Source organism: Anaerotardibacter muris, assembly GCF_943192915.1.
GTDB classification, from domain to species: domain Bacteria; phylum Actinomycetota; class Coriobacteriia; order Coriobacteriales; family Eggerthellaceae; genus Anaerotardibacter; species Anaerotardibacter muris.
Map to the genome: position 1 here is coordinate 218,343 of NZ_CALPCD010000001.1, position 22,544 is coordinate 240,886.

Sequence of the window (22,544 nt, forward strand, 5' to 3'; positions counted from 1 at the left end):
CGGCAGCAGCGTGGTTGCACGGTCGATGTCAACGGTAAGATCCTCAGGCGGATAACCCTTGTCAGCACCGATGACGAGCGAGTTCGGCTTGACAACGTAGCCGTCGTCACGGGTGTGGCCTTCCTCGGTGTAGTACCACCACAGGTGGTCGTTGCCACCGAAGCGGCCGCCGAGGAATTCAGGATCGAAGATATAGGTGTACTTGCCCTTGGTGGTGAGGTGATGCTTCACCAGGTCGGTACGGGAACCGAACCAATCGCCCGTGATGCGGGTAAGCTCGTCCTTCGGATAGGGGCCTGGTCGGCCATATTCCAACCACGCACCCTTGCCATCGAGCACCGCTGCGTCATTAGGACCGAAGGCACCGATGTTGTTGTCGGTGTTCTGGTACACAGCACTGCCCGTGACCGCCGTTACCTTACCACCCGTGATATAGGCCTTGAAGCCCGCCTTATGCAGCGATGCATCAGAGGTGAAGGTGATGACGATGGTCTTAGCGTTGAAGGTGTAGGTCTTGCCAGCGAAAGCGGTGCCGCCGAGCTTACCGGTGGTGGAACCAGCAGCGGTGGGGTTAGCGGTGGTGACGCCGCTCCAGATCTGGATGTAGTCGATAGAAGCGCTCTCAGTTGCGGAACGCGGATCGAAGTAGACGGAGATAGGATCTGCGCCTTCAGCAGTGATGGTCCAGGTCTGAGAGGTGTTAGCAGCATAGCCCTGGGTCTGGCCCCACTTGGAGGTCTGGATATTGGAGCTGTAACCGAAGGAGGTGGTAGGACCGAGGTCGATACGGGTGAGCTTCGGAGTGGTGTCCATCATGTAGGTGAAGTTGCCACCAGCACGCATATCCCAGTTGTGGATGTCGAGGGACTCGAGGTTACCGCGCTTGTAGACCATGTAGGAGAAGTCGGTACATTCAGAAGCATCGATACCCGTGCCGTCAACATGCTCGAGCTGGGAATCCTGGAGGATGAGGAATGCGTTCTTCCACCAGAACTGCAGCCACTTGGTGGACAGGGAGTCCAGCTTGAAGTTCATGTAGTAATGAGCCGTGGTGTGGCAGGTGAACGAGAAATGAACGGTCTGCCAGGAGGTCTGCCAAACGGAGAGGTTCTGGTAGTAGTCGTAGTAGTTCAGAGAACGACCGAAACCGAAGGAGAACGCACCATAGTTCTGAGGGCTATAGCCGTTGAGGATTCGGTAGTCGAACATGAATTCGTAGGTCTTGCCCTGATCGAAGTAGAAGCCCGGCTTGTAGATAGAGGAATTATAGCCCTTGTCGTAGTCGCAGAGCTCCATGTAGCCTTCTGCTTCATGGGGACGATAGCCCGTGTCGAAGGATTCGTAGGTACCGAAGCCCGAGACCGAAGCCATGGCTGGGGTGATGATGTTGTTGACGAACCAGTAGGTCATGTTGGTGGGCTTCAGACCACCGAAGGTGCGGACCTGCTTGTAGTCGATATGGCACCAGGGGGTGCGGATGCCCAGGTCACCAACAACCTTGTTGGTCGCCGCAGGACGAGCACCCAGATAGAGGTAGTTGCCATAGAGCGTAGTGGTCTCAGAGAGCTGGAAATCAGCTTCTGGGACGAGCCAGGTGGCTTCGGGGTTATCGGGGAATGCTGCGCCTTCGCCCTTGACGAAGACCCAATCGACCACACCGTAAGCACGACCGGTTGCCATGGTAGCGCTGACGTTAGCCAGGTAACGAGACTGAATGTCGGTGAAGAGGTGTGCGGTGGTATCGAACCACAGGGTGTCGTCAGAGGTGTATTCGTTGTCGTAGGTGAATTCACCCATTGCCCACAGACCGTCGGTGCGGCTCAGGCCAGAACCGACCAAGTAGATCTGGTTGCCGACGATCATGTGCTCGATGTTGGTAACACCAGTGAGCATGTTGGTCATCTCAGGCCAGCCAGTCTTAACAGCCGTGGAGTTCTTGGTAGCCCAGCGAGCAGCGGTGACCATGTTCCAGGTGGAGATGTTCATCTTCTTCAGGCTGACGTCGCCATTGAAGGTGTTGGTGAAGAAGTAGGTCTGGGACACGTCAAGACCGCGGCCATCGAATTCTTCAACAGCCGTGAAGCCCTCGAACCAGGACGTGAAGTCGCGGATCTTCAGGCCGTTGGTGCCCGTGCAGAGCACGCCATCGTCGCCACGGACGTCGAAGTTGGTGATGATCTTCTTCACTTCGGTGATGGGCATGGACTTCGCACCTGCAGCGGTACGCCACGGCAGGGAGGTGCCGTATTCGGTGACCACATGATTCGCGGATGCAGAGTAGTTGTAGAGACCCATGGACATGACCTGGGTTTCCTGGTCGTAGCGCCACCAAGCGTTGTCGTTGGAAGCGAATTCGCCGCCGTAGTACCAACGATAGGTGTGGATGCCCGTGGTGTCGCACATGGCTGCACCGTAGTGGGTATTAGCCAGCGTGGGGGTGTTGCCATAGCGGTGAGCACGGCTGGTGCCGTCCTTGTACCAGTAGCCTGCCATGTCGGGGCCGATAGCCTCGATCTCGGTGATGCCCGTGCCCTGGAGCACGATGTTCTGGCCGAGGTGCAGGGTGGAGATGTGGTTCATGCCTGCCAGCATATTGGTGATATCGGCATTAGCCGGGGTGGAGCCCAGCACTACGTTGCCGCGCATGGACCAGTTGGACATATCCAGTTCACGAACTTCGGTGCAGCCCTGGAACATGGAGACGAACGCCGTTACCTTCTTGGTGTTCCAGTTGCCGGTGCCGGTGACGTAGCGCAGGCCCGTTGCATTGTAGAACGCCTGGGTGAAGGTGGTGGCGTTAGAGGTATCAAGATAGGTGCCATCGAAGTTGGTGAAGCATGCCGGAGCGTTGGCGAACCACTGATAGAGGGTGGTAGGTGCAACGTTGCCGTTCGCACCATCGGTAGCAAAGCCGGTGGTAGAGAGCCACAGAGGAGTAGTGCCGAGCTTCCACGGAAGGTTAGCGCCCGCAACAGCAGTCGAATGAGAGCCGGAATTCGAGATGAGGCCAATGCGGATGAGACCCTTAGGATCTGCCGTGGAAGCGTCGGCGACGGAGTTAACATCGTCCTTAGCGTAAGTCCACCAAATGTTGTTGTTGTCAGAGAAGGTACCACCGATGTGGGTGTTGTCCCAGGTGTAGGTGGTAGTCTCCAGCGGTGCATAGGATGCATCGTAGCGCTTCATGAGGTCTTCGGAGTTACCGACGGAGGTAGAGAAGCCAAGCGCGTTGGTGTTCTTGATCCAGACACCGTCAGTGGTGCCCAGAAGCGGCGTGATCTGGATGCCGGCATTGTTGCCGGCATTGGTCCAGAGCACGTTATTGGGGCCGAAGATGAAGCTGATGAAGTTTGTATTGCCGGATCCTTCAACTGCCAAGCTCAGCATATTGGTGAGCGTCAGACGGCCCTGACGGTAGGTATCGGTGCGCATATCCCACTGGGACAGGTCGATGGTGGTGATGGTCATCTCTTCGGACTTCTGAGCGATCTGATAGAACAGATAGCTGAAGTCGATGACCTTGACCACATTCCAGTGACCAACAGCGGTGTTGGTGCTGGAACCAGTGATGGGCTCGACGGAGGTGAGCTTCTTGTTATCCGCGAGCATGTAGGAAAGGGTGAGCTGGGTGACGGAAGCGTCGCTTGCCGGATTCCAGTTGCGCAGACCCTCGATGTTCTCGAGTGCGTCCATGGACTGGAATGCGTGGTTCAGGTTCTGAACCTTCGCGGGGCGCCAGTTCGCCAGGTAATCGAAGTTAGCGATCTTGTCTGCGTCGTAGAACAGGTAGGACATGTCGGTGACGTTGGACACGTTCCAGTTACGCAGGCCAGCAAGGTCGTCGGCGTCAAGAGCATCGTTGTTGTAGAACATGTAAGACATGTCAGTAACGTTGCCGGTTTTCGAAGCCCAGCCATCGAGGCCTTCGATGTAGTTGAGCTTCTCGTTATTGAAGAACATCTCTTTGAGGCTCTTGACGCCCGAGACATCCCAGTTATTCAGGTTGTAGACCTTCACCAGCTTGGTAGCGCCTGCGAAGAAGCCCTTGAGCGAAGTAACGCCATTGGTGATCTTCAGGCCAACGCCATCGAAGGTGAGCATCTTGTCATAGCCCTTGAACCACTCTTCAGGGTTGGTGGGCGTGATGTCGTACTTGGTCTTCACATAGAGGATCTGATCCTTGGTGACCATAGGATCAACCTCTGGAGTGGAAGCGTCGTCGAGCCAAGGCAGCAGCGCTGCGGTCTCGGTGACGACCTTGTTGGAAGCAGAAGGATCAGCGCCGATGAGCAGGGTGCCTGCCAGGTGCTTGTCGCCATCATAGGTGGAGTCCTTCAAGAAGTAGATCCACCATGCTTCGGGGTTGGAGGGGAAGCGACCTGCGACGCGGGTGGAATCCCAGCTGTAGTCCAGGTAACCCGGAACCAGGATGTTGTTGCCAACACCAGTGGTGCCGTCCATGTAGAGCTCGATCAGAGCGTTGGAGGAACCGAACCAAGAAGAGGGGTTCACACCGTCGCGCCACCAAGAACCAAGCTTGGAGGTGCGGGTGGAGATAGCGGAGAGTGCGGTGCCCGTGAGCTTGGACTTAGCGCCCAGACGCAGGTAGCCGCCCTTGGAGATGTCGCCTAGGGAGGTGTTGTTGTAGAACATGTCGGTAACGGTAGCGTCGCGCATATCCCAACGGGAGATGTCCACGGTGAGCAGTGCGGTGTCGTCGCGGAAGAGCGAGGTGAGGATGCCACCAGTGACCACCCAATCCTGCAGCGGCACAGCACTTTCAAGAGCGGTGCAGCCAGAGAGCATGCCGGTCATGTTCAGTGGAGCGGAAGCCGAGGAGGAGGTCTTCCACTTAGCCAGACCAGCGATGGAGGTGAGCTTGGTCATGTTAGCGAAGGCGTAGGAGAAGTCCTTCACTGCAGAGACGTTCCAGCCATTAGCGCCGGTAGGATCGAGCATGTCAAGATTCTCGAGCGCGGTGCCATAGAGGAAGTAGGACATATTGGTGATGGAAGCAGTGTTCCAGCGATATGCAGAGGTGATGAAGGTAGCGAGCTTAGCGTCGTTGCGGAAGAAGTTCGCCAGCGAAGTTGCAGAAGCAACGTCCATGCCCGAGCCATCGAAGTATTCCAGGTTCGTGTAGTTCATGAACCAGTTGGCCGGGAAGCGCAGATTGATGCCGCCCTTGGTGGTTACCTTGGTGACGGCAGCGCGCGTGGTTGGGTTGTAGGTGACGTTGGTGGTGCCCGCAGAGTTAGATTCTGCGAAGACCTTGATGAGCCAAGGCAGGTCGGCGAGGTTAGCCAGGTCAAGCGTGTCGTCCTGGATCTCGGTGACGGTGGTGGTGCCGAGGTTAGCATAGACCTTGCCCGGGATGATGCAGTAGTTGGATGCATCGGCGCCCGTGTCGACGCCCAGGATGAGGTGGCCGTTCTTGTCGTAGGTCCACCATGCATGCGGGTTGGAGTCGAAGCGTTCACCGATCATGTCGTTGCGCCAGATGTAGGTGAGCACATCGGAGGATACCGCGCGGATTGCGGTGTAACGATCTGCGAGGCTACCCGTAGAGCCGAACCACAGAGCGTTACCGTGGGTGGTACGCGGCAGGTCGGTGCCGTTAGCGGAAACGAGCTCCCACATACCACCCGTGGCGTTATCTGTTGGGCCATGGTTCGCCAGCGAGTTATTGAATGCCGTGCCCTGCAGGATGGATGCTTCGCCCACCGTGAGCTGGCCGAGTGCAGAGCAGCCTGCGAACATGTTGTCGAGTGCAAGAGTGCCATAGTGGGTGAAGCTACCGATGGTGCGCATCGCCCAGCGAGACAGATCGACCGTTACCAGAGCGGTCGCATTCTGGAACATGGAGACCATGGAGAGAACGCGGGAAACATCCCAGTTCTTGATGGCTTCCTGAGTAGTGAGCTTCTTGGTGTTGGAGAACATGCCTTCCATGTTGGTGACACGGCCGGTGTTCCAGTAGTTGTTGGTAGTGTCGGGAGTGAGCGCCTCCAGGGAGATGACGCCAGAGCCAGCGAACATGTAAGCCATGTTGATGTTGGCGGAGTTGCCCAGCACCCAGGTGTGGATGGTGTCGATGTTGGAGAGGGACTCGCAGTTGTAGAACATGTAGCTGAAGTCGGTGACCTGGTCGACATCCCAGTTGTCCATGCCAGAGATGGAGTTGAGCTTCTCGCAGGATGCCAGCAGATAGGTGAACGACGTTGCCAGGCTGGTGTTCCAGCCGCGGCCATCGAAGGATTCCAGGTTGTTGTGGTCATAGAACCAACCAGCAGGGGTGACCGGGGTGAGCATACCGAGCAGGCTGTCGTAGGTAAGGGAGCCATTTGCGTGCATGACCGCACCAGTCTTGATGTACTTCACGTTGTTGACGATATTAGCGCCTGCATAGTTAGCCCACGGCAGATCGTTGTTGCCGTTGTTGCAGGAGTTGTTGATCTCGGTGACGCGACCAGTGGTGGTGTCGTTACCAGCGCCTGCGATGGTGCCCATGACCAGGGTGTTGGCCATGTCGCCCTGCTTGTAGTAGCGCCACCAGGAATTGTAGTGGTACAGGCCAGTAGCTGCGTCGAAGACAACGGAGCTGTCGAAGATGCCGCCGTAGAATTCCTGATCCCACTTATAGGTGGTGATCGCGGCAGGTGCGAAGTGACCAGCTTCGGTGTAGAGCGCAGCCAGGTTCGGGGTGGAACCAGACCAGATGTTCATGCCAGTGTAGGTGTCGCCAGTCGGGCGGTTAGCGTCCTGAGCCACCCAGGTGCCGCCCCAGTGGCCATACTGCCAGGTGTGACCGTTCAGGGTGGTGGAAGCGTTGCCCGAATCAAGGCGATCGCGCCAGTAGACTGCCTGAGAGTTAGAAGCAGTGCCCGTAGCGTTGGTAGGACGGGTCTCGGTGAAGAACATGTCGGTGCCGAAGCTGGTGCCTTCGAGCACGGAGTTCAGACCGAGGGTGATCTCTGAAAGGCTTGCGCAGTTCATGAACATGTCGGTAAGGGTCTTGTTGTGCATGTTCCAGCTGGAGACGTTGATCTTCTCCAGGCGGATAGCGTTAGCGAACATGCCCTCGAAGGTGGTTGCAGCCGAGGTGTCCCAGTTGTTGATAGCGTTAGCGTCCTTGAGCAAGGAACCCTTGGTGCCTACGGTCTGGTTGAGCTGACCAGAAGCGTATTCGTAGACGATGCCCTTGTCGTTCTTGGAGCTTGCGAACATACCAGAGAAGTCGGTGACCTTGGAAGTGTTCCAGTTAGCCAGGCCAGCAAGTGCCGTGATAGGACGCAGGTCCTTGAACATGTTGGCCATGGTGATGCCCGTACCAGCCGGCACGTTAGCGCCGATGTTCCACTGGCCGATCTGGGAGAGCAGGGTGTTATCGAGCTTGCCGCCTGCTTCGCCGAGCACGGACATGTCGAACATACCGGAGAAGTCGGTGACGTGGGTAACATCCCAGCGATCGATGCCCGTGATGCCTTCGAGGCTGGAGCAGCCAGCGAACATATTCTTCAGGCTGGTGCAGTTAGGCATGTTGTTCCAGCCGTTCACGCCTGTGGATACGGTCTGGAGCTTGTTAGCATTCTGGAACATGGATTCCAGGGACAGTGCCTGGCTCATATCAGCGAAAGCACCGTCGAAGGATACCAGGTTGGTGTAGGGCTGATCGGTGGTGTTCGCGAACCAACCGTTGGGGTTCACGGGAGCGATGCCGCCCTGCATGAAGACGTTGACGATGTCGGTAGCCTTCAGGACCTTGAGCCACGGAATGTCGAAGCGCAGGTCGCCAGCAGCACGATCGCCGGTGGTAGGATCGGTGTCTTCCCAGACACGAACTTCGTTCTGAGCAACGCCACCGGTGATGACAGTGTCAACGGAAATGACCAGGTTGCCGTTCTTGTCGTACTTCCACCATGCATAGGGGTTGGACTCGAAGCGGCCACCTACATAGCCTTCCTTGAAGGTGTAGGTGAGGAATTCAGCCTGACCCCAGACTGCCTGATATTCAGGCCAGATCCAGGTCTTGGAACCGTGCGGATAACGCTCGACCAGCTGGCCAGCGTTGCCCCACCATGCTACGTAGAGAGCGGTGGTGCCTGGCATGGTGAAGCCTTCCTGCTCCCAAGTGCCATCAGTGGGCTTGTGGGTAGCGGAAGTATCGAGGCCCGTACCAGTGAGGACGAAGCTCATCGGCAGGGTGATGGTCTTCAGCGCGTCGAGGTTCGCCAGCATGTTCTCAGTGTTGTAGGTGCCGGTAGCAGCATCATATGCGCCGGTGAGCACCCAGTTGGGGCTGGAGAAGTCGATATCGATAACGGACTTAGCGCCGTTGAACATGTCGCGGAAGTTCTTGACGTTGGAGGTGTTCCAGCCCATGACACCGTCGACGACCTTCAGGCTGGAGACGTTGCGGAACATCGCTTCCATGGTCTCGACGAACTGGGTGTTCCAAGTTGCGAGCTGAGAAACGTCGGTAAGGCTCGAGCAGCCATCGAACATGAAGGAGAGGTCGTCGATGGTGGTGATGTCCCAACCCATGATGTATTCGAGGTTCTTCAGGGAAGCAGCGCCCTGGAACATACCCTTCAGGGACTTGATGGAGCGGTAAGGCTGGCCGTCGAGGTTGCCAGTGTTGCCGTCCATGTTGAATTCGCTGTTCCAGGTTTCCATACCAGTGACGGTGACGAGCTTCTTGTCGGACTTGCCAGCATCAGCGCAGGGAACGGTAGCGGTAGGATCGTTGCGATCGGGCTCAACGTCGGGCAGGGTGCCGAAGAGGCCCTCGAGGCTTGCAGCCAGGTCGACATGCATGTGAGCGATGTCAGCGGAGATGAGGTTCTCAAGGCCTGCGAACCAGAATTCGGGGTTCACCACGTGAACGTCGCCAACGAATTCGATGTACTTGATGTCGGAGCGCTTGTAGAGCGCGTCGTTGTTGCCGGTGATGTCAACGAACCACGGCAGCTCATACCACTTCTCGGTGACCCAGAGCTTGTAGTCAGGAGCGTTATTGATGTTGTCGTTGACACCGATGATCAGCGTGCCAGAGTCGGGCATGAACTTCCACCAAGCGAAACGGTTGGACGGGAATTCGTTACCACCGGTCTGCTCTACGCGCCATACGTAGGTGTAGATCAGGTTGTCGGGGATCTGGAAGATGGAGCCCGGGGTGTATGCAGAAACGAGGTCGCCCGTGGTACCGAACCATTCGACGTTGGAGCCATAACGGTTCCAACCACCAGAAGTTGCCTTCAGGGACTCGAGTGCGGTGCCACCTACTTCGCTGTAGCCCAGGCCAGAACCTTCGAGGTTGCCACGCAGGCCCATGACGATCTGAGCGAGGGAGCCATCGCCAGCGAGGATGTTGGTGATGATGGCGTAGTAGGTGTTGGTGTCGCGGTCATAGAGGTTCCAATCGGTGAAGTCGACGGAAGCCAGCTTGATGGCACCGAAGAACATCTTGGTCAGATCGACTGGAGCAGCTGCGGTAGCGTACTGGCCAACCTTCCAAGAACCGATAGCGTCTGCACTGGTGATGCCGGTGCAGCCAGCGAACATGTAGGAGAAGTCGGTGACCTTGGAAACATCCCAGCGACCCATGTAGTTGGTGTTGGGAACCATCACGCAGCCTTCGAACATGTGAGCCATGTTGGTAGCGGAGTTGGTGTACCAAGCCATACCTGCGGAGGGGTCGACCTTGCCTACATACTGGAACATGTAGGAGAAGTCGGTAACGTGGGAAACATCCCAGTTAGCGACCGAAGTGAGTGTATCGAGAGAAGAGCAGCCCTGGAACATGCCCGAAAGGTCGGTGACGCTCTGGGTGTTCCATGCGCTCATGCCGATGACGCGGTTGAGCGAGTTCTGGCTCTTGAACATATTCTTCATGGACGTGACGTTCGCAGTGTCGATGTTGGTGCCATCGAAGGTGTCGAAGTGGCTTGCCTTGGACAGTGCGATGTTCTTCACGCCGAAGCTGAAGGAATAACCATCGGGGAGACCTGCGCCATTGAAGCCCAGGTAGTAGGTGCCCGCGGTGGAAACGGTGAAGTTGACCGTGCCGTGGGTCCATGCGGTGGAGGTGCGATTGAAGTTGATGCGCGTCACACAGTCGGTACCGTTGTGAGAATAGCCAGCGTAGGCGATCTCAAGACCGAAGGTGCCTGCTGCAGCTGCTGCCCAGGAGATGGTCTTCCAGTCCACCTCGAGGACGTAGTTGACGCCCGGGGAGAGGTAGATGGGAGTGTAGTACTGTTCCTGGTTCGGGCGGGTGTTCATGTCCAGGATGTAGCCGTCGCCATTCTCTTCAGCGGATGCGCTGACGTAGGGAGAGCCATACCACTGACCTGCGTTGGTCAGGTCGAGCTTCTCTGCGGAGATGTTGTTGTCTACAGCGTAGGACTCGAACCAAGATTCCAGGGTAGCAGGTGCCACCTTGCCCTGAACCGCATCAGCGCGGAAGGACGAGATGAGGAACTTGAGCTTCTGCCATGGGGTCTGCGGGCCAGTTTCGGTGACCTTGTGAGCCCAGCCGATGCCCAGACCTGCATGGTAGGTGGTGGTGATCCAGTCGTCTGCGTATTCGATGGTAGCGTTCTTGTCGAACACACCGATGACCACTTCAGCGGTGGAGGTGTTGTAGGTCCACCAGACGTTGCGGTTGGAGTCGAAGTGACCGCCGACCTGCTCATCATCCCAAGTGTAGGTGTGGATGTAAGCCAGCGGGGTCTTGTTCTGCTGACGAGAACCGGTGCCCAGGTAGTAACGCTCGATCATGCCATCGTTGTCGTCGAACCAAGCAACGTCGGTGTTAGCAACGGTGGGGTCGAGGTTCAGCGGATCACCCATGACCCAACGACCAGAAGAAGTGCTCTTGATGAGCGTGCCGTCGGTCTTGTAGCCCAGACCAGTGTTGGTAAGAGCAGCTTGGGGGCCGAGGGTGATGGACTGCAGATGGTTGGGGCTGAAGGTGCCCATGCCCTTGAACATGTCTGCCAGGTTATCTGCGTTACCGACCTGAGTCATGACCCAGGTGCGGATATCGAGGTTCGCGATCTGGGTGGTGCCATAGAATGCGCGAGAGAAGTTCGCCACGGTGTGGGTATCCCAGGTGTTGAGGCCCTTCACGGTGGAGAGGTTCTCGGCGCCTTCGAAGAGGCCCTTCACCGAGGTGCAGCCACTCGGCAGGCCAGCGCTGTAGAGCACCAGGCCAGAGCCGTCGAATGCGACCAGACCGGTGTGGTACTGATCGACGCCATTCAGGGTGTTATGACCGAACCAACCTTCGAGAGAGGAAACGGCGATCTTGCCAGAGTAGTCGGCGCCAGTGAGGACCTCAGTGATGACGCTGATGTCGTCGAGGAGCGCACGCCACGGCAGGTTGTTGCCGAATTCGGTGACGAAGGACTGGTTGATGTCGGTGGAGTCAGAACCGATACGGAGCAGACCCACGTGCAGGTAAGGATCGTCTTCAGGAGCAACGCCCGTGTAGCGCCACCATACATTGTTGTTGGATGCGAAGCGACCGCAGAGGTTGCCCTTGTCCCAGATGAAGGTGACGTATTCGATGCCCGGTGCGAATTCCTTCAGGCCGTCTGCATTAGCGCCACCGGGATAGCCAGTAACGAACAGAGATGCGAATTCGTCGCCAGAACCGAACCAAGAATCATGGATCCAGGAGCCGTCCTTCTGGGTGTGAGCCGGCATGAGGGAGTTGATGCCGGTGCCTTCGATGACCGCACGCTTACCGATGGTGAGCTCGGTGAGTTCGAGGCAGTTCTTGAACATGTCCTGAACTTCCTGGGTGGTGCCGCAGTTGCCGCCCATGTCCCAGTTGCGGATATCGACGGTGTAGAGCTTGGAGTCTTCAGCGAAGAGACCCTGGTAGGAGTCGTCGCCGATGATCGCGGTCATGTCGATGCCCATGCCGTAGAAGGTGACGAGGTTCGGCATGTTGGCGAACCAAGCCTTCATGTTGGTAGGACGGATCTGGTGGTCTTCAGTGGTGAGGACCAGCAGCACGCGGCCCAGATCGCCGATGGCGTTGTACCACGGCATTGCGGAGCCATCATAGGTGACAGTGGGATTGCCATCAGCATCGGTGCCCGTGACGCGATCGCCATGGACGTGAACGACCAGACCGTAACCTGCGTTAGGGGTCTGGTTGTCGGAGCCGATGGTGAGAGTGCCTGCCGCGACATTCTCGGTCTCTACGACCGTGAAGGTCCACCAGGTGTTGGGGTTCTCTTCGAAGCGGCCGCCCAGGACGTTGGGATCCCAGGTGTAGGTGTGAAGGCCCTTGAGGGTGTCACGGACCTGCCAAGCCTGGCCAGGCTCGCGAGTGATGACCACACCAGCGGTGCCGCCCGGGTAGCGCATGACGAGCTTGCCAGTGGAATCGAACCAAGCGATGTCAGCAGCGCCAGGACCTTCGGTGACGTTGTCCATGACCCAGCGGCCGTCGCCTTCACCACGAGAGGTGATGGAATCGAGGCCCGTGCCATTGAGAGCAGCGTCGGCTTCGAGGGTGATGGAAGTGAGCTTCTCAAGACCAGCGAGCATATCGGTGCGGGAAACACCGGTGGTTGCCCAGTGCCAGTTCGTGAGGTTCAGGTTATCGAGATTGATGCAGCCCTTGAACATGTTGTCCATGGATGCGCCTGCAGAGGTGAGACGGCCAGCGTCGTAGTTGGTGCCGTCAAAGCTCACCAGTGCGGTGTAGCCTTCCCACCAGCCTTCCATGGAAGTGGGGCGCAGCTTGTAGGAACCAGTGAGCACCGCGTAGATGGTGACCACGTGTTCTTTGATGTTCGGGAAGGAGAGCTCCCAAGGCAGCTGGCCAGCCAGTGCGGTGACCTCGCGGTCAGCGTCGGAGTAGACTTCGCCGTCTTCAGGAGCGTCGATGCCCATGGTGAGGATCTTGCGGTTCTGATCGTAGTACCACCATGCATTGTCGTTGCCGTCGAAGCGACCGCGGATGACGGTGGTCCAGATGTAGATGGCGCCTTCGCCATTGCCCCAGCCGTGGGAGTTGGTGTTGTTGTCATAGCGCTTGACGAGGTTGTAGGACGTGCCGTACCACGGGTCGGTGGGATACGGGGTGTCCTCGGTGCCGTCTTCGATGCGCAGCCAAGAACCCTGAGAGCCGTTGCGGTCTGCGGTGTCGGTGGCGCTATCAAGGCCAGAGTCACGCAGGGAAACGGTGCCATTCAGGATGATGGAAGTGAGGGAGTTGCAGCCCAGCAGCATGTTCTTGTGGGTGGTGTTGGCGTTGGAGCCCATGATCCACTGATGCACGTCGAACACGTAGAGGGAAGAGCAGCCCTCGAACATGGAGTCGAAGTTGCGAACCTGGTCGACATCCCAATAGTAGATGTTGCCAGCGATCTGGAGCTTCGAGCAGCCCTTGAAGAGGCCTTCGAGCGTGGTACATTGTGACACATTCACGCCCAGTGGGTCGCCGTCCCTGCGAGCATCGAAGTCGGTGAGGTTAGCGTAGTTCGCGAACCAGTATGCGAAGTTGATCGGCGTAACACCACGCTCCATGGTGATGAAGGTGATCAGATCATTACCATCACGGGTGCCCGGCGTGGAGAGGACAGAGGTCCAAGGGGTGTTCTGCCAGTCTTCGGTGACCACGCAGTTGCCGGTGGTGTCATAGATGCCGATGTAGAGGTTCGCGGAAGTGTGTGCGGTGTTGTTCCACGTGATCTGCCAGTAGGCGTTGTCGTTCTGGAAACGACCACGGATGGAGTCGCCCGCCCAGTCATAGTAGACCGGAGTATCGAGTGCTTGACCGTCCATGTGGATGGTGTTGGTGCGACCATTGGCGTCCTTGGTGGCCGGGTAGAGGACCGTAAGGTCACCGATGTTACCGAACCAGTTACGGTCGGAACGGTCGAAGGAGCCCGTGGAAGGCTGACGGGTGCTGATGGAATCGAAGCCCGTGCCAGCCAGCACGATGCGGGTGCCCACACCAAGGTGGTACAGACCGGTCATGCCCGAGAACATATTGGTGCGGGAACTTGCAGATGCGGTGTCCCAACCAGAGATGTCCAGATCGGAAACGCCCGATGCGTTGTTGAACATATAAGCAAGGTTGACCGCGCCCTGGACCTTCCAGTTCTTGAATGCGGTGAGGTCGGTAAGAGCCGCGCAGCCCTCGAACATGTGGCTGAAGTCGCGCACGTTAGAGACATTCCAAACGCCCGTGGAAGGATCGGCCGCGAGGGTGCCGATGCCCTGGAGCTTGGTGTTGCCTGCGAACATGTAAGCCATGGAGGTGACGTTGCCCGTCTTCCATGCCTCGACGCCGCTGACCTGAGTGAGGGTAGCCACGCCGTCGAACATGTGCGCGAAGGAGTTCACATTAGATACGTTGAAGCCTGCGCCGTTGAACTTCGAAAGACCGGTGTAGCCTTCGCTCGCTGCGAAGAGGCCTTCAAGGCTGTTAGCGGACAGGATGATGTTCTGAGCGATGGTCTTACCAGGCTGAACGATCACGCTGGTAACGTGGGACAGGCCAGCGACCGGCGTTGCATCGCCGAAGATGCGATAGATGAGCTGAAGCCACGGAATGGTGGTTGGCGTGAGCGAGTAGACGGTGCCAGTGGGGCTGTCGGAACCGATGGTGAGCGTACCAGTGTTGCCACCAGTTGCGTCATCGGTACCACGAACGAACTTCCACCACAGGTCGTCGTAGATGTCGCCTGCGATCTGAATGCGGCCGCCGTAGGTGCCCTGGCGCCAGGTGTAGACGATGTCGTCGCCCAGGGTGAGGCCAGAGGAGTAGCGGCGGATCAGGTCCTCAGAGGTGCCGAACCATGCGTTGTCAGCCAGACCAGTGCTGGTCGCGGTCGGACGAGATGCTTGCCAGGTACCCTGTGTGTCACCGCGTGGCACACCAGCGGTGTTGCTGAGGCCCAGACCCGTGTCAGCCAGGTTCACGCCGTTACCCAGGGTGAGGCTGGTGAGCTTGTCCAGGCCGAAGAGCATGTTCTGGCGGTTGGCTGCGGTGGTCGCACCTGCCATGTTCCAGCTGGAGATATCGAGGGTGGCCAGCTTCACGCAGTTCTCGAACATGTGCGAGAAGTTGGTAGCGCTGGTAAGGATCCAGCCGTTGACACCTTCCAGGTTGGTGATGTTGGGGTTGTTGGCGAACATGTAGGACAGGTCGACCACATTGCCGACCTTGTTGTTCCAGTTGTTCAGACCACTTGCAAGGGTGAAGATCGCGCCATCGAATGCGTGAGAGAAGCTGGTGACGTTCGAGGTGTCCCAGTTCTCCAGACCGTTGATGGTGTTGAGCTTCACGCAGCCTTCGAAGACCGAAGCGAGCGAAGTGGCCTGTGCCACATTCATGTTACCAATGTATGCTTCAGCGAGATTCGTGTAGTTCTGGAACCAGCGTGCAGGATTCAGGACGGTTACCGCATTACGGAAGTCGACCTTGCCGATAAGGGCGCGTGCTGCGTCCTTCTGTGCTGCACTTGTGCCACCGCCGAGAACGGAGAGCCATGGCAGATTGTCATAGGTTTCCGTAACGGTAACGGACTGGCCTGCCTGGTTCACACCGATGAGCAGGATGCTGTCGGTCTTGTTGAACTGCCACCACACGTTGCCGTTGGATGCGAACGTGTTACGCAGCAGGCTGGTATCGAAGAGATAGGTTGCGGGGCCAGAACCAAGGATGGTGGAGCCATCGGAGGTGGGGCCGTTGTAGCGATCCATGAGGTTCGCGGAAGAGCCCATCCAGGAGTCGGTGGTGGAGTTCTGGCGGACCCAAGTACCATCGTCGGTGGAGTGGCCAGCGAGCGCAGTGAGGTTGGTGCCCGTCAGATCGACGCCCGGACCCAGGGTAAGGGTGGTGAGCGCGGTACAACCAGCGAACATCTGAGCGCGGGAGGCTGCAGTGGAGGAAGCCATGGACCAGCTGGAGATGTTGATGGATGCGAGGTTGGTGTCACCAGAGAAGACACTGTCGAAGCTGGTGGAGAACTGAGTGTTCAGACCCGAGCCGTTGAAGTTACGCAGGTTGGTATAGCCTGCGAACCAGCTTGCCATGTTCAGCGGTGCTGCCATGCCGACGGTCTCGATGTCGGTGACCTCGGTCTTGTTCACGATGGCGACACCGTTGACCAGCTTGGTCCAAGGCAGATCGCCGCGAGAGATGACCGACCAGTTGATCTGTAGGTCGCCAGTTTCGCCAGCTTCCAGAGCATCAGCGCCGATGGTGAGCGTCTTCTTGTTCGCATTGACCACGTACTTCCACCACGTATTGTCATTGTCGAAACGACCGCCGCGATAGGAGGTCGTGAAGACATAGGTGGCATTGCCGTGGCCGCGGAAGGTTGCGGTGTTGGAATAGCGGGTTGCCAGGTTGGCCGAGGTGCCGAACCACGGATCGGTGGTTGCAGCGCCCGTGCGTTCCCACACGCCAGCGTTGTCGTCGCGGCCATAGATGTTGCCAAGGCCCGCATTGTTAGCGGCGGACATGTACAGGATGACACCGTCGCCAAGCTTCAGGGTGCCCAGCGAGGTGCAGCCCTGGAACATATTACGGATGTCGAGGGTGTTGGCCTGCGCCTGGCTGACCATTTCCCAACCAGTGAGGTCTACGGTATTCAGGGCAGTGTTGCCATTGAAGAGACCGGAGAAGTCGGTGGTGTTGCTGGTGATCAGGCCACGACCATCGAAGTTGGTCATGTTCACATAGCCTGCGAAGACATCGCGCAGGTTATTGAAGGTCACCTTGCTGGTGATGTTATTAGAGAGGTCGGTAGTAGCGAATACGACCGACTTGACTTCAGATTTGTCTACGTTGGCAAGCCACGGCATGGTCGCGTCGGTAACGCGAGTGTCGTTCACGCCAACGCCTGGCTTGGCATAGATGGTGAGCGTACCCGTGGAGGAATTGAAGTTCCAATTCACATTCGCATTGGAAACGAAGACGCCACAGGGATGGAAGATGTAGGTGATGGCGTTGCCGATATTGTTGCCGGTTTCGCCAACCACGCCACCAACAGAAGTGTAGCGACCGATGAAGGCTGAACCGTTACCAGACCAGTTAGAAGCTTCGCCAGCTTCCTTGCTCTGTGCTTCCCAAATGCCCAGGGAGTCCAGACGCGTGGAGATACCGTTGATGCCGGTATTCACGAGCGAGACGTCGGGGCCGAGGCGCAGGGACTTCAGCGAAGTCATGCCTGCGAACATATTGGTGCGGTTCTTGGTTACAGCCGTGCCGCCACCTGCTGCAGTCTTGTCTGCGGTATGGAAGACGGAAAGGTCGAGCGCCTGGAGAGACGAACAACCTGAGAACATTTCACTGTAGTTAACGCCTGCTTCGGTCTCCCACTTATTAAGACCGATGATCTCAGTGAGATTCGAGCAGTTCTTGAACATGCCAGCGAAGGAAGTGGTCTTCACAACGTTGAAGCCAGAACCGTCGAAAGAAACGAGCGCGGTGTAGTTCGCGAACCAGTTTTCGAAAGATGGGGTTGCAACGCGTCCACCGTAACCATTGATGACGGTGACGATGTGCTTGATGGCTGCAGGGGAAACGCCGTCGGTGGTGGCGGTGAGCCACGGAAGCGTGGCTGCGGTGTAGTTGCCAAGATTGATGTCAGCGGCGTTGGTTGCCTTGTTGCCGATGGTGAGCGTACCGGTGATGGAGTCCCAAGACCACCATACATCGGGGAGGCTCGTGGACCAGGCGTGCTGGGTAAGAGATGCAGCGATGGTGATCTGCTGATTGCCGTTGCTGCTCGTGGAGATGGTTGGAGTGGTGTTGCTGGCCGTGGAGTTGGCCGCAGAGTTGCCTTCTGCAGCGGTGGCTGCAGGGGTTGCCGGGCCGTAGACTTCGGCGCTGGCAGGGGTTGCCGCATTGGCGGCAGAGTCATTGTTTCCTGGGGCGTTGACCGGAGGAGCGTTTGCTTGTGCGGTCGAATCAACAGGGTTCGAAGTGTTCTGATTAGGAGCCGTGACCGCATCTGCGTCCGAGTCATCGGTGGTTTGGCCGTTCTGACCTGGGGTTGTTGCAGTCGAGTCGGTGGGATTGGTTGGAGTGGTGGCATTAGTGACCTGGTTGTTCACCGTGGTCTGCCCTTGATTCACCTGGTTGTTCGAATTGCCCGTATTGGGCTCTACGAACTCGAGGTTGTTGTTCTGACCAGGGAGTTTCTCATCTACTTCATCCTTCTTCTTGTCGTTCTGGTCGGAGCTGTTGTTGTCGATCGCACTGTTATTAGTGTTGTTCGACGTGGTGGTGCCGCTGGTGATCGCGTCGTTCTCAACGCGCTCGATCTTCCATTCTGCCGTGAGGGTGACGTCTTCGGTAACGTCAAGATCGGTGTTGCCCTCGAGCAGCTTGCCGTCTTCGGTCTTCCAACCCAGGAAGGTGAATGAGAAGCCGTCGACAACTTTGGACTCGAGCATCGGCAGCTTGATCGTTCCAGCCACGCCGTCAGTGGTCTCCGACTTGTTGTCGACGACCAGCGTTACGGAGTAGGTGTTCTGATTGGCTGCCGCGTTATTGGAAGCGGCGGATGCCTGCGAACCATTATTACTAGTGTTGGAAGCGGTGCCATTCTGGCTGCCCGCATTGGATGCATTGTTAGCGACTGCGCCGTTATTGGCTGCCGCGTTTTCCGCGTTATTCGAGGTCGCAGCGGAATTCTGGGAAAGCGCGGAAGACGTGTTGCTGGGCGCTTTCGAGCTGTTCGTCGCTGCGGACGAATTGGTTTGACCTGCGGTTTCTTTCTGAGCGATCTGCTCGGTCGTTTGTGAGCTGGAGTTTTCCGCGCTTGCGGAGTTTGAGGGGCTGACCTCTGCAAACGCGGTATTAGCGCATAAGACAGAGGAAAGCATCATTGTTACTGCAAAAGAGATGGTTGCCGTAAGGATAGTTGCGAAAAAGGCAAAGAGGTTAGAGACCCCTGCGCGTACGTAATTTGCGCAGTGGCTGTGACCAAACATCTGTTGGCACAGTTGTCTCATCTAGGTGTTCCTCATCACTTTTAAATCCGGCACCCGGAATTTTAGCACCTCGCCGCGTGACACGCACGTGTATAGGGATTTCAGAACACGGTCTGAACTGGGGGTTTTCTGGTGTTGTGTTCGCTGCTAGCACCCCTTGATTTTTGATCGGATTTTGTGTCACATTGTGTTCGAAAACGCAAGATTAACCCGTAAAGCCCCATTTTGCGTTTCCTGATAGCAATTTAAGTTTCCACACTGTTTGAAATGTCGCGATCCTGTCACTTTTGGGGCGTTTTCGTCACGTTTTTTTACACATTTCCTTCACATTCTGAGGGTCGATTTTGGGTCGTTGTTTGTGTGCTATTTTCCGCGTTCATGCTGGTAAATCATCGTTTTTGATCCGTTGAACATCCATGGACGAGTTTTGTGCGAGTTGTGAAGATGTGGAAAACTGGGTGTTTAGTAGGGTTTTCAACACAGTTTTCCACCTATATTTGCTATCTGTTTAGCTATACATTTTCGAGTTTTGTGGCAATTCGCCATTCTTGGATATAAGTTTTGTATAATGAGCAGGAATTATTTATGTATTATTGTGCTGGATTCAGACATGAAATTTCGCCGATTTTGTCAATTTGCTAGCACGTTTGCTATACGCTTTCTAGCATGGTTGCTATCACCCTTTTTGAGAGGTGTTTTCAACAGGTTTTTCCACAATTTTCAGTCTTTTATAAAACCCCGCCTTAGAACGGATCTGGTGGCTTCTGGTGGCATTTTTGAGGGCTTTATCCCGACTCTTCGATGCCAAAAATGGGGTCAAAATTCGGATTTCAGGGTCGATCGAATCCTTAGGTTTGGATAAAAAATGCGCTCTCTGGATCTCTGTCGCTCAATCTGGATTCCGAGCGGACGATGATGCAAAATGAGCGATTTTTGAAAAAGGCCGCGTATATCCGACCTTCTGAGAGCTCGTCTAAGGCCCGAAAACAAGTCCCCCCTACCCCAAGTACCCCCTTTTTCCGCTTCGTTTCGGTTTTACGGGAAAGGGATCGCGGTTTTTTAGGCGTTTCGCAAGAACAACTCAATGCGGGGATCAGCACTATACATCAGCAGGGAGCGTCACCAGGGGGACGGGTCCCGATTTGTCCCGAACACTTTGGGGACGGGTTCAATTCTGTCCGGAACATTTTGGGGACAGGTTCCTTTCTGTCCGGGACGCTTTCGCGGGATAGATCCCGATTTGTCCCGAACACTTTCGCGGGACACTTTTGCCTCCGTCCCCATTTGGTCCCGAGCAGTTTGGGGACAAGCCGCGCATCAGGACACAACAGCCACTGAAGGTATTTGCTTGAAAGTAGCGAGCCAGGAGATGTTTCGACTCTGAGGAATTACAAAAAAGGTAGAACTACTAGACGTAGGTCTACCTAAATCTTGAGATATGAAATTCGACAGGAAGGCTCTGAAAAGTAAGCACAAGCCAACCTTCACCTCCAGGAGTTTGCCTCTGGCTTGGACTTGCCTGATATGATCTTCGAATCAGTTTGCGGTCAAAATATCTCGGCCGTAACTTACCAACTTGGTTTTGATCATCTTGTCGATAGCTCTTCAGAATTCGTCAAAAGTTACTTCAATGCAACCTGACGCTCCAGGAGTTTGGGTTTAGTTCCAATAAGTTTTAGATGATGTTCGATCGGGAATGTTCGATTGGGAATGTTCGATCGGGGGTGTCCGATCTAGGCACGCTCATTTGTCTTGATCTCAATGACTACTTACCCTGAACTATCTTTGTCCGATCTTTAAGGAATCACCCATAAGTCACTCCGACAAAAGATGAACTGATTCTGCTCTTCTTCGGTCTGAAAAAACGGATGATCCTCTTCTTCTAATAAATGAATGTCCGGCCTGTCCCCATTCTGTCCCGGACACTTTTAGACCTGTCCCCCGATGAATGTCCCCGTAAAAAATGGACAGCTGGGTGCTGTCCATTGGGGTTGCGGTTTGGGAAGGATGGCGGGTCTTGAGTTGCGCGGCTGGAGTGTGTTCCTAAAAGAAACGCGTTTAGTGACAACACAAGACCAAGGCCGATCCTTCCAAAAACCGGCACTCTGGAGGAATGTCAAAATTAGGCGGGACGGATAGTTCGGAAGGTGCTGGCCTCACTGATGTTGTCGAGGACATTCAGGATGGCATCGGCTTGATAGAAATCGCCACGCTCACGCTTCCCCATGTGTCGAAGCATCCCATATTCACATGCTCGCAAAATGAGCGTTGTGGCGGTTCGCTGAGTGACGCCCAGACTATTCGCCAAATACTTCGAATTCACTACCGGCTGTTTCACTAACGTTTTCGGAAGCTGCCTGATCTTCGATCCCTTGCGGTCACCCACCAGACCATTCCAATCTTCAAGAACTGACTCGATCGAAACTTCGGTGACCTTACTGACGTAGAGCGAAAGCTCCAGGGCGTCCGTAAGCGATTCGATGATGGCGAGCGGATCGCCTTCGCGATAGAGATGCAGAGCATCGAGATAAGAATCGATGTTGTGAAGGAGACCGACAGAGACCGGGATAACGGTCGATGAGAGAACACCGTCATCACGAAACACATGGTGAATCAGGGCTCTGCCGGTCGGGCCATTCGCGATGAGGAACGGGTGCACGGTTTGGAACTGTGCGTAAAGAATGGCCGCCTTCACTACTGGGTTCAGATCTGATCGAGTGCCGAATTCGATCAAATCCTCCATGTATTCAGGTACTCGTTGAAAAGCTGGGGGCACAAATAGTGCGGTATGAGGAGTGAGTGATGTACCCCCGAACCAGACCGGATTCTGGCGAAGCTTTTCAAGTGCCGAATAGTCTTGATTTTCAAATTTCTTATCGCTGATCAGCGCCGAGTGAACTTCAAAGATACCGTCGAGGCTAAGACCTGTAGGTAGCTCGAGCGCGATTTTCGTAGCTGCCATATTCGCCAAGATGGGCGCGGCATCGCTCGGTGCCTTAGAGTAAACCTCCGCAAGCGCCACATTTCGAGGACTTGAGACCAGTCGATCGATCTGGGAGCTTGCTGAGCTTTCACTCCGCAGAAGCATTGACGGGACGTTGTCTGCGCGTTGGGCCAGCTCGACGTCGAATCGGGCCATCTCGACGAGGAGCGAGCTGATACGCGTTGACAGATCGTCGGGGATCGTCACGCTTCGCTCGGCGATCAACAGCGGAAGTGCAGCCTGGTAGTACGTTTCAGAGCTGCGATTCGGGCCGAGTGGATTGATCCCGAGTTCGCCAAAGTCTTCCTGTGGTTCTTGCCATGCGAGGTTCTCGTACGAGATCGCTGGCCACTGAAAATCCTTTGTCGACATCTGTTTCGAGATCTTCTCCATACACTTTCCGCTGTTTTCTCTTCCGTAATTATAGCATATTCAGAATATTTACAAGATTATTTTCTGAATATTTTTTATTTTTAGAAAAAATTTTTTGTAGATTCTGAAATTTCATATTTTTAAGTTGGTTTATTAAAATACCTTCCGATTATTGTTCGTATTCAGACGTTAATTAGGGATTTATAGATTC

Annotated in this window: 2 protein-coding genes (1 of these 2 only partly in view); both read right to left on the minus strand. The window is 55.9% G+C overall.

The features are described 5' to 3' along the window. On the minus strand, window positions 1–18,999 hold the start of the coding sequence (locus NFR25_RS00825) for a BspA family leucine-rich repeat surface protein (RefSeq protein WP_251197354.1). Its footprint begins 26,094 nt before the window's first position; 18,999 of the gene's 45,093 nt are visible here — the first part of the coding sequence; its start codon is at window positions 18,997–18,999; its stop codon lies off the left edge, out of view. 2,101 nt (window positions 19,000–21,100) lie between these two features. Continuing rightward, the gene (locus tag NFR25_RS00830; RefSeq protein ID WP_251197355.1) at window positions 21,101–22,354 is read right to left on the minus strand and encodes a Fic family protein; all 1,254 of its coding nucleotides are present in this window, start codon (window positions 22,352–22,354) and stop codon (window positions 21,101–21,103) included. Window positions 22,355–22,544 lie beyond the last annotated feature (190 nt).

What these genes read in the sequence shown, in the direction of transcription:
- NFR25_RS00830 (WP_251197355.1), bottom strand. Translation starts at nt 22,354, where the DNA reads ATGGAGAAGATCTCGAAACAGATGTCGACAAAGGATTTTCAGTGGCCA.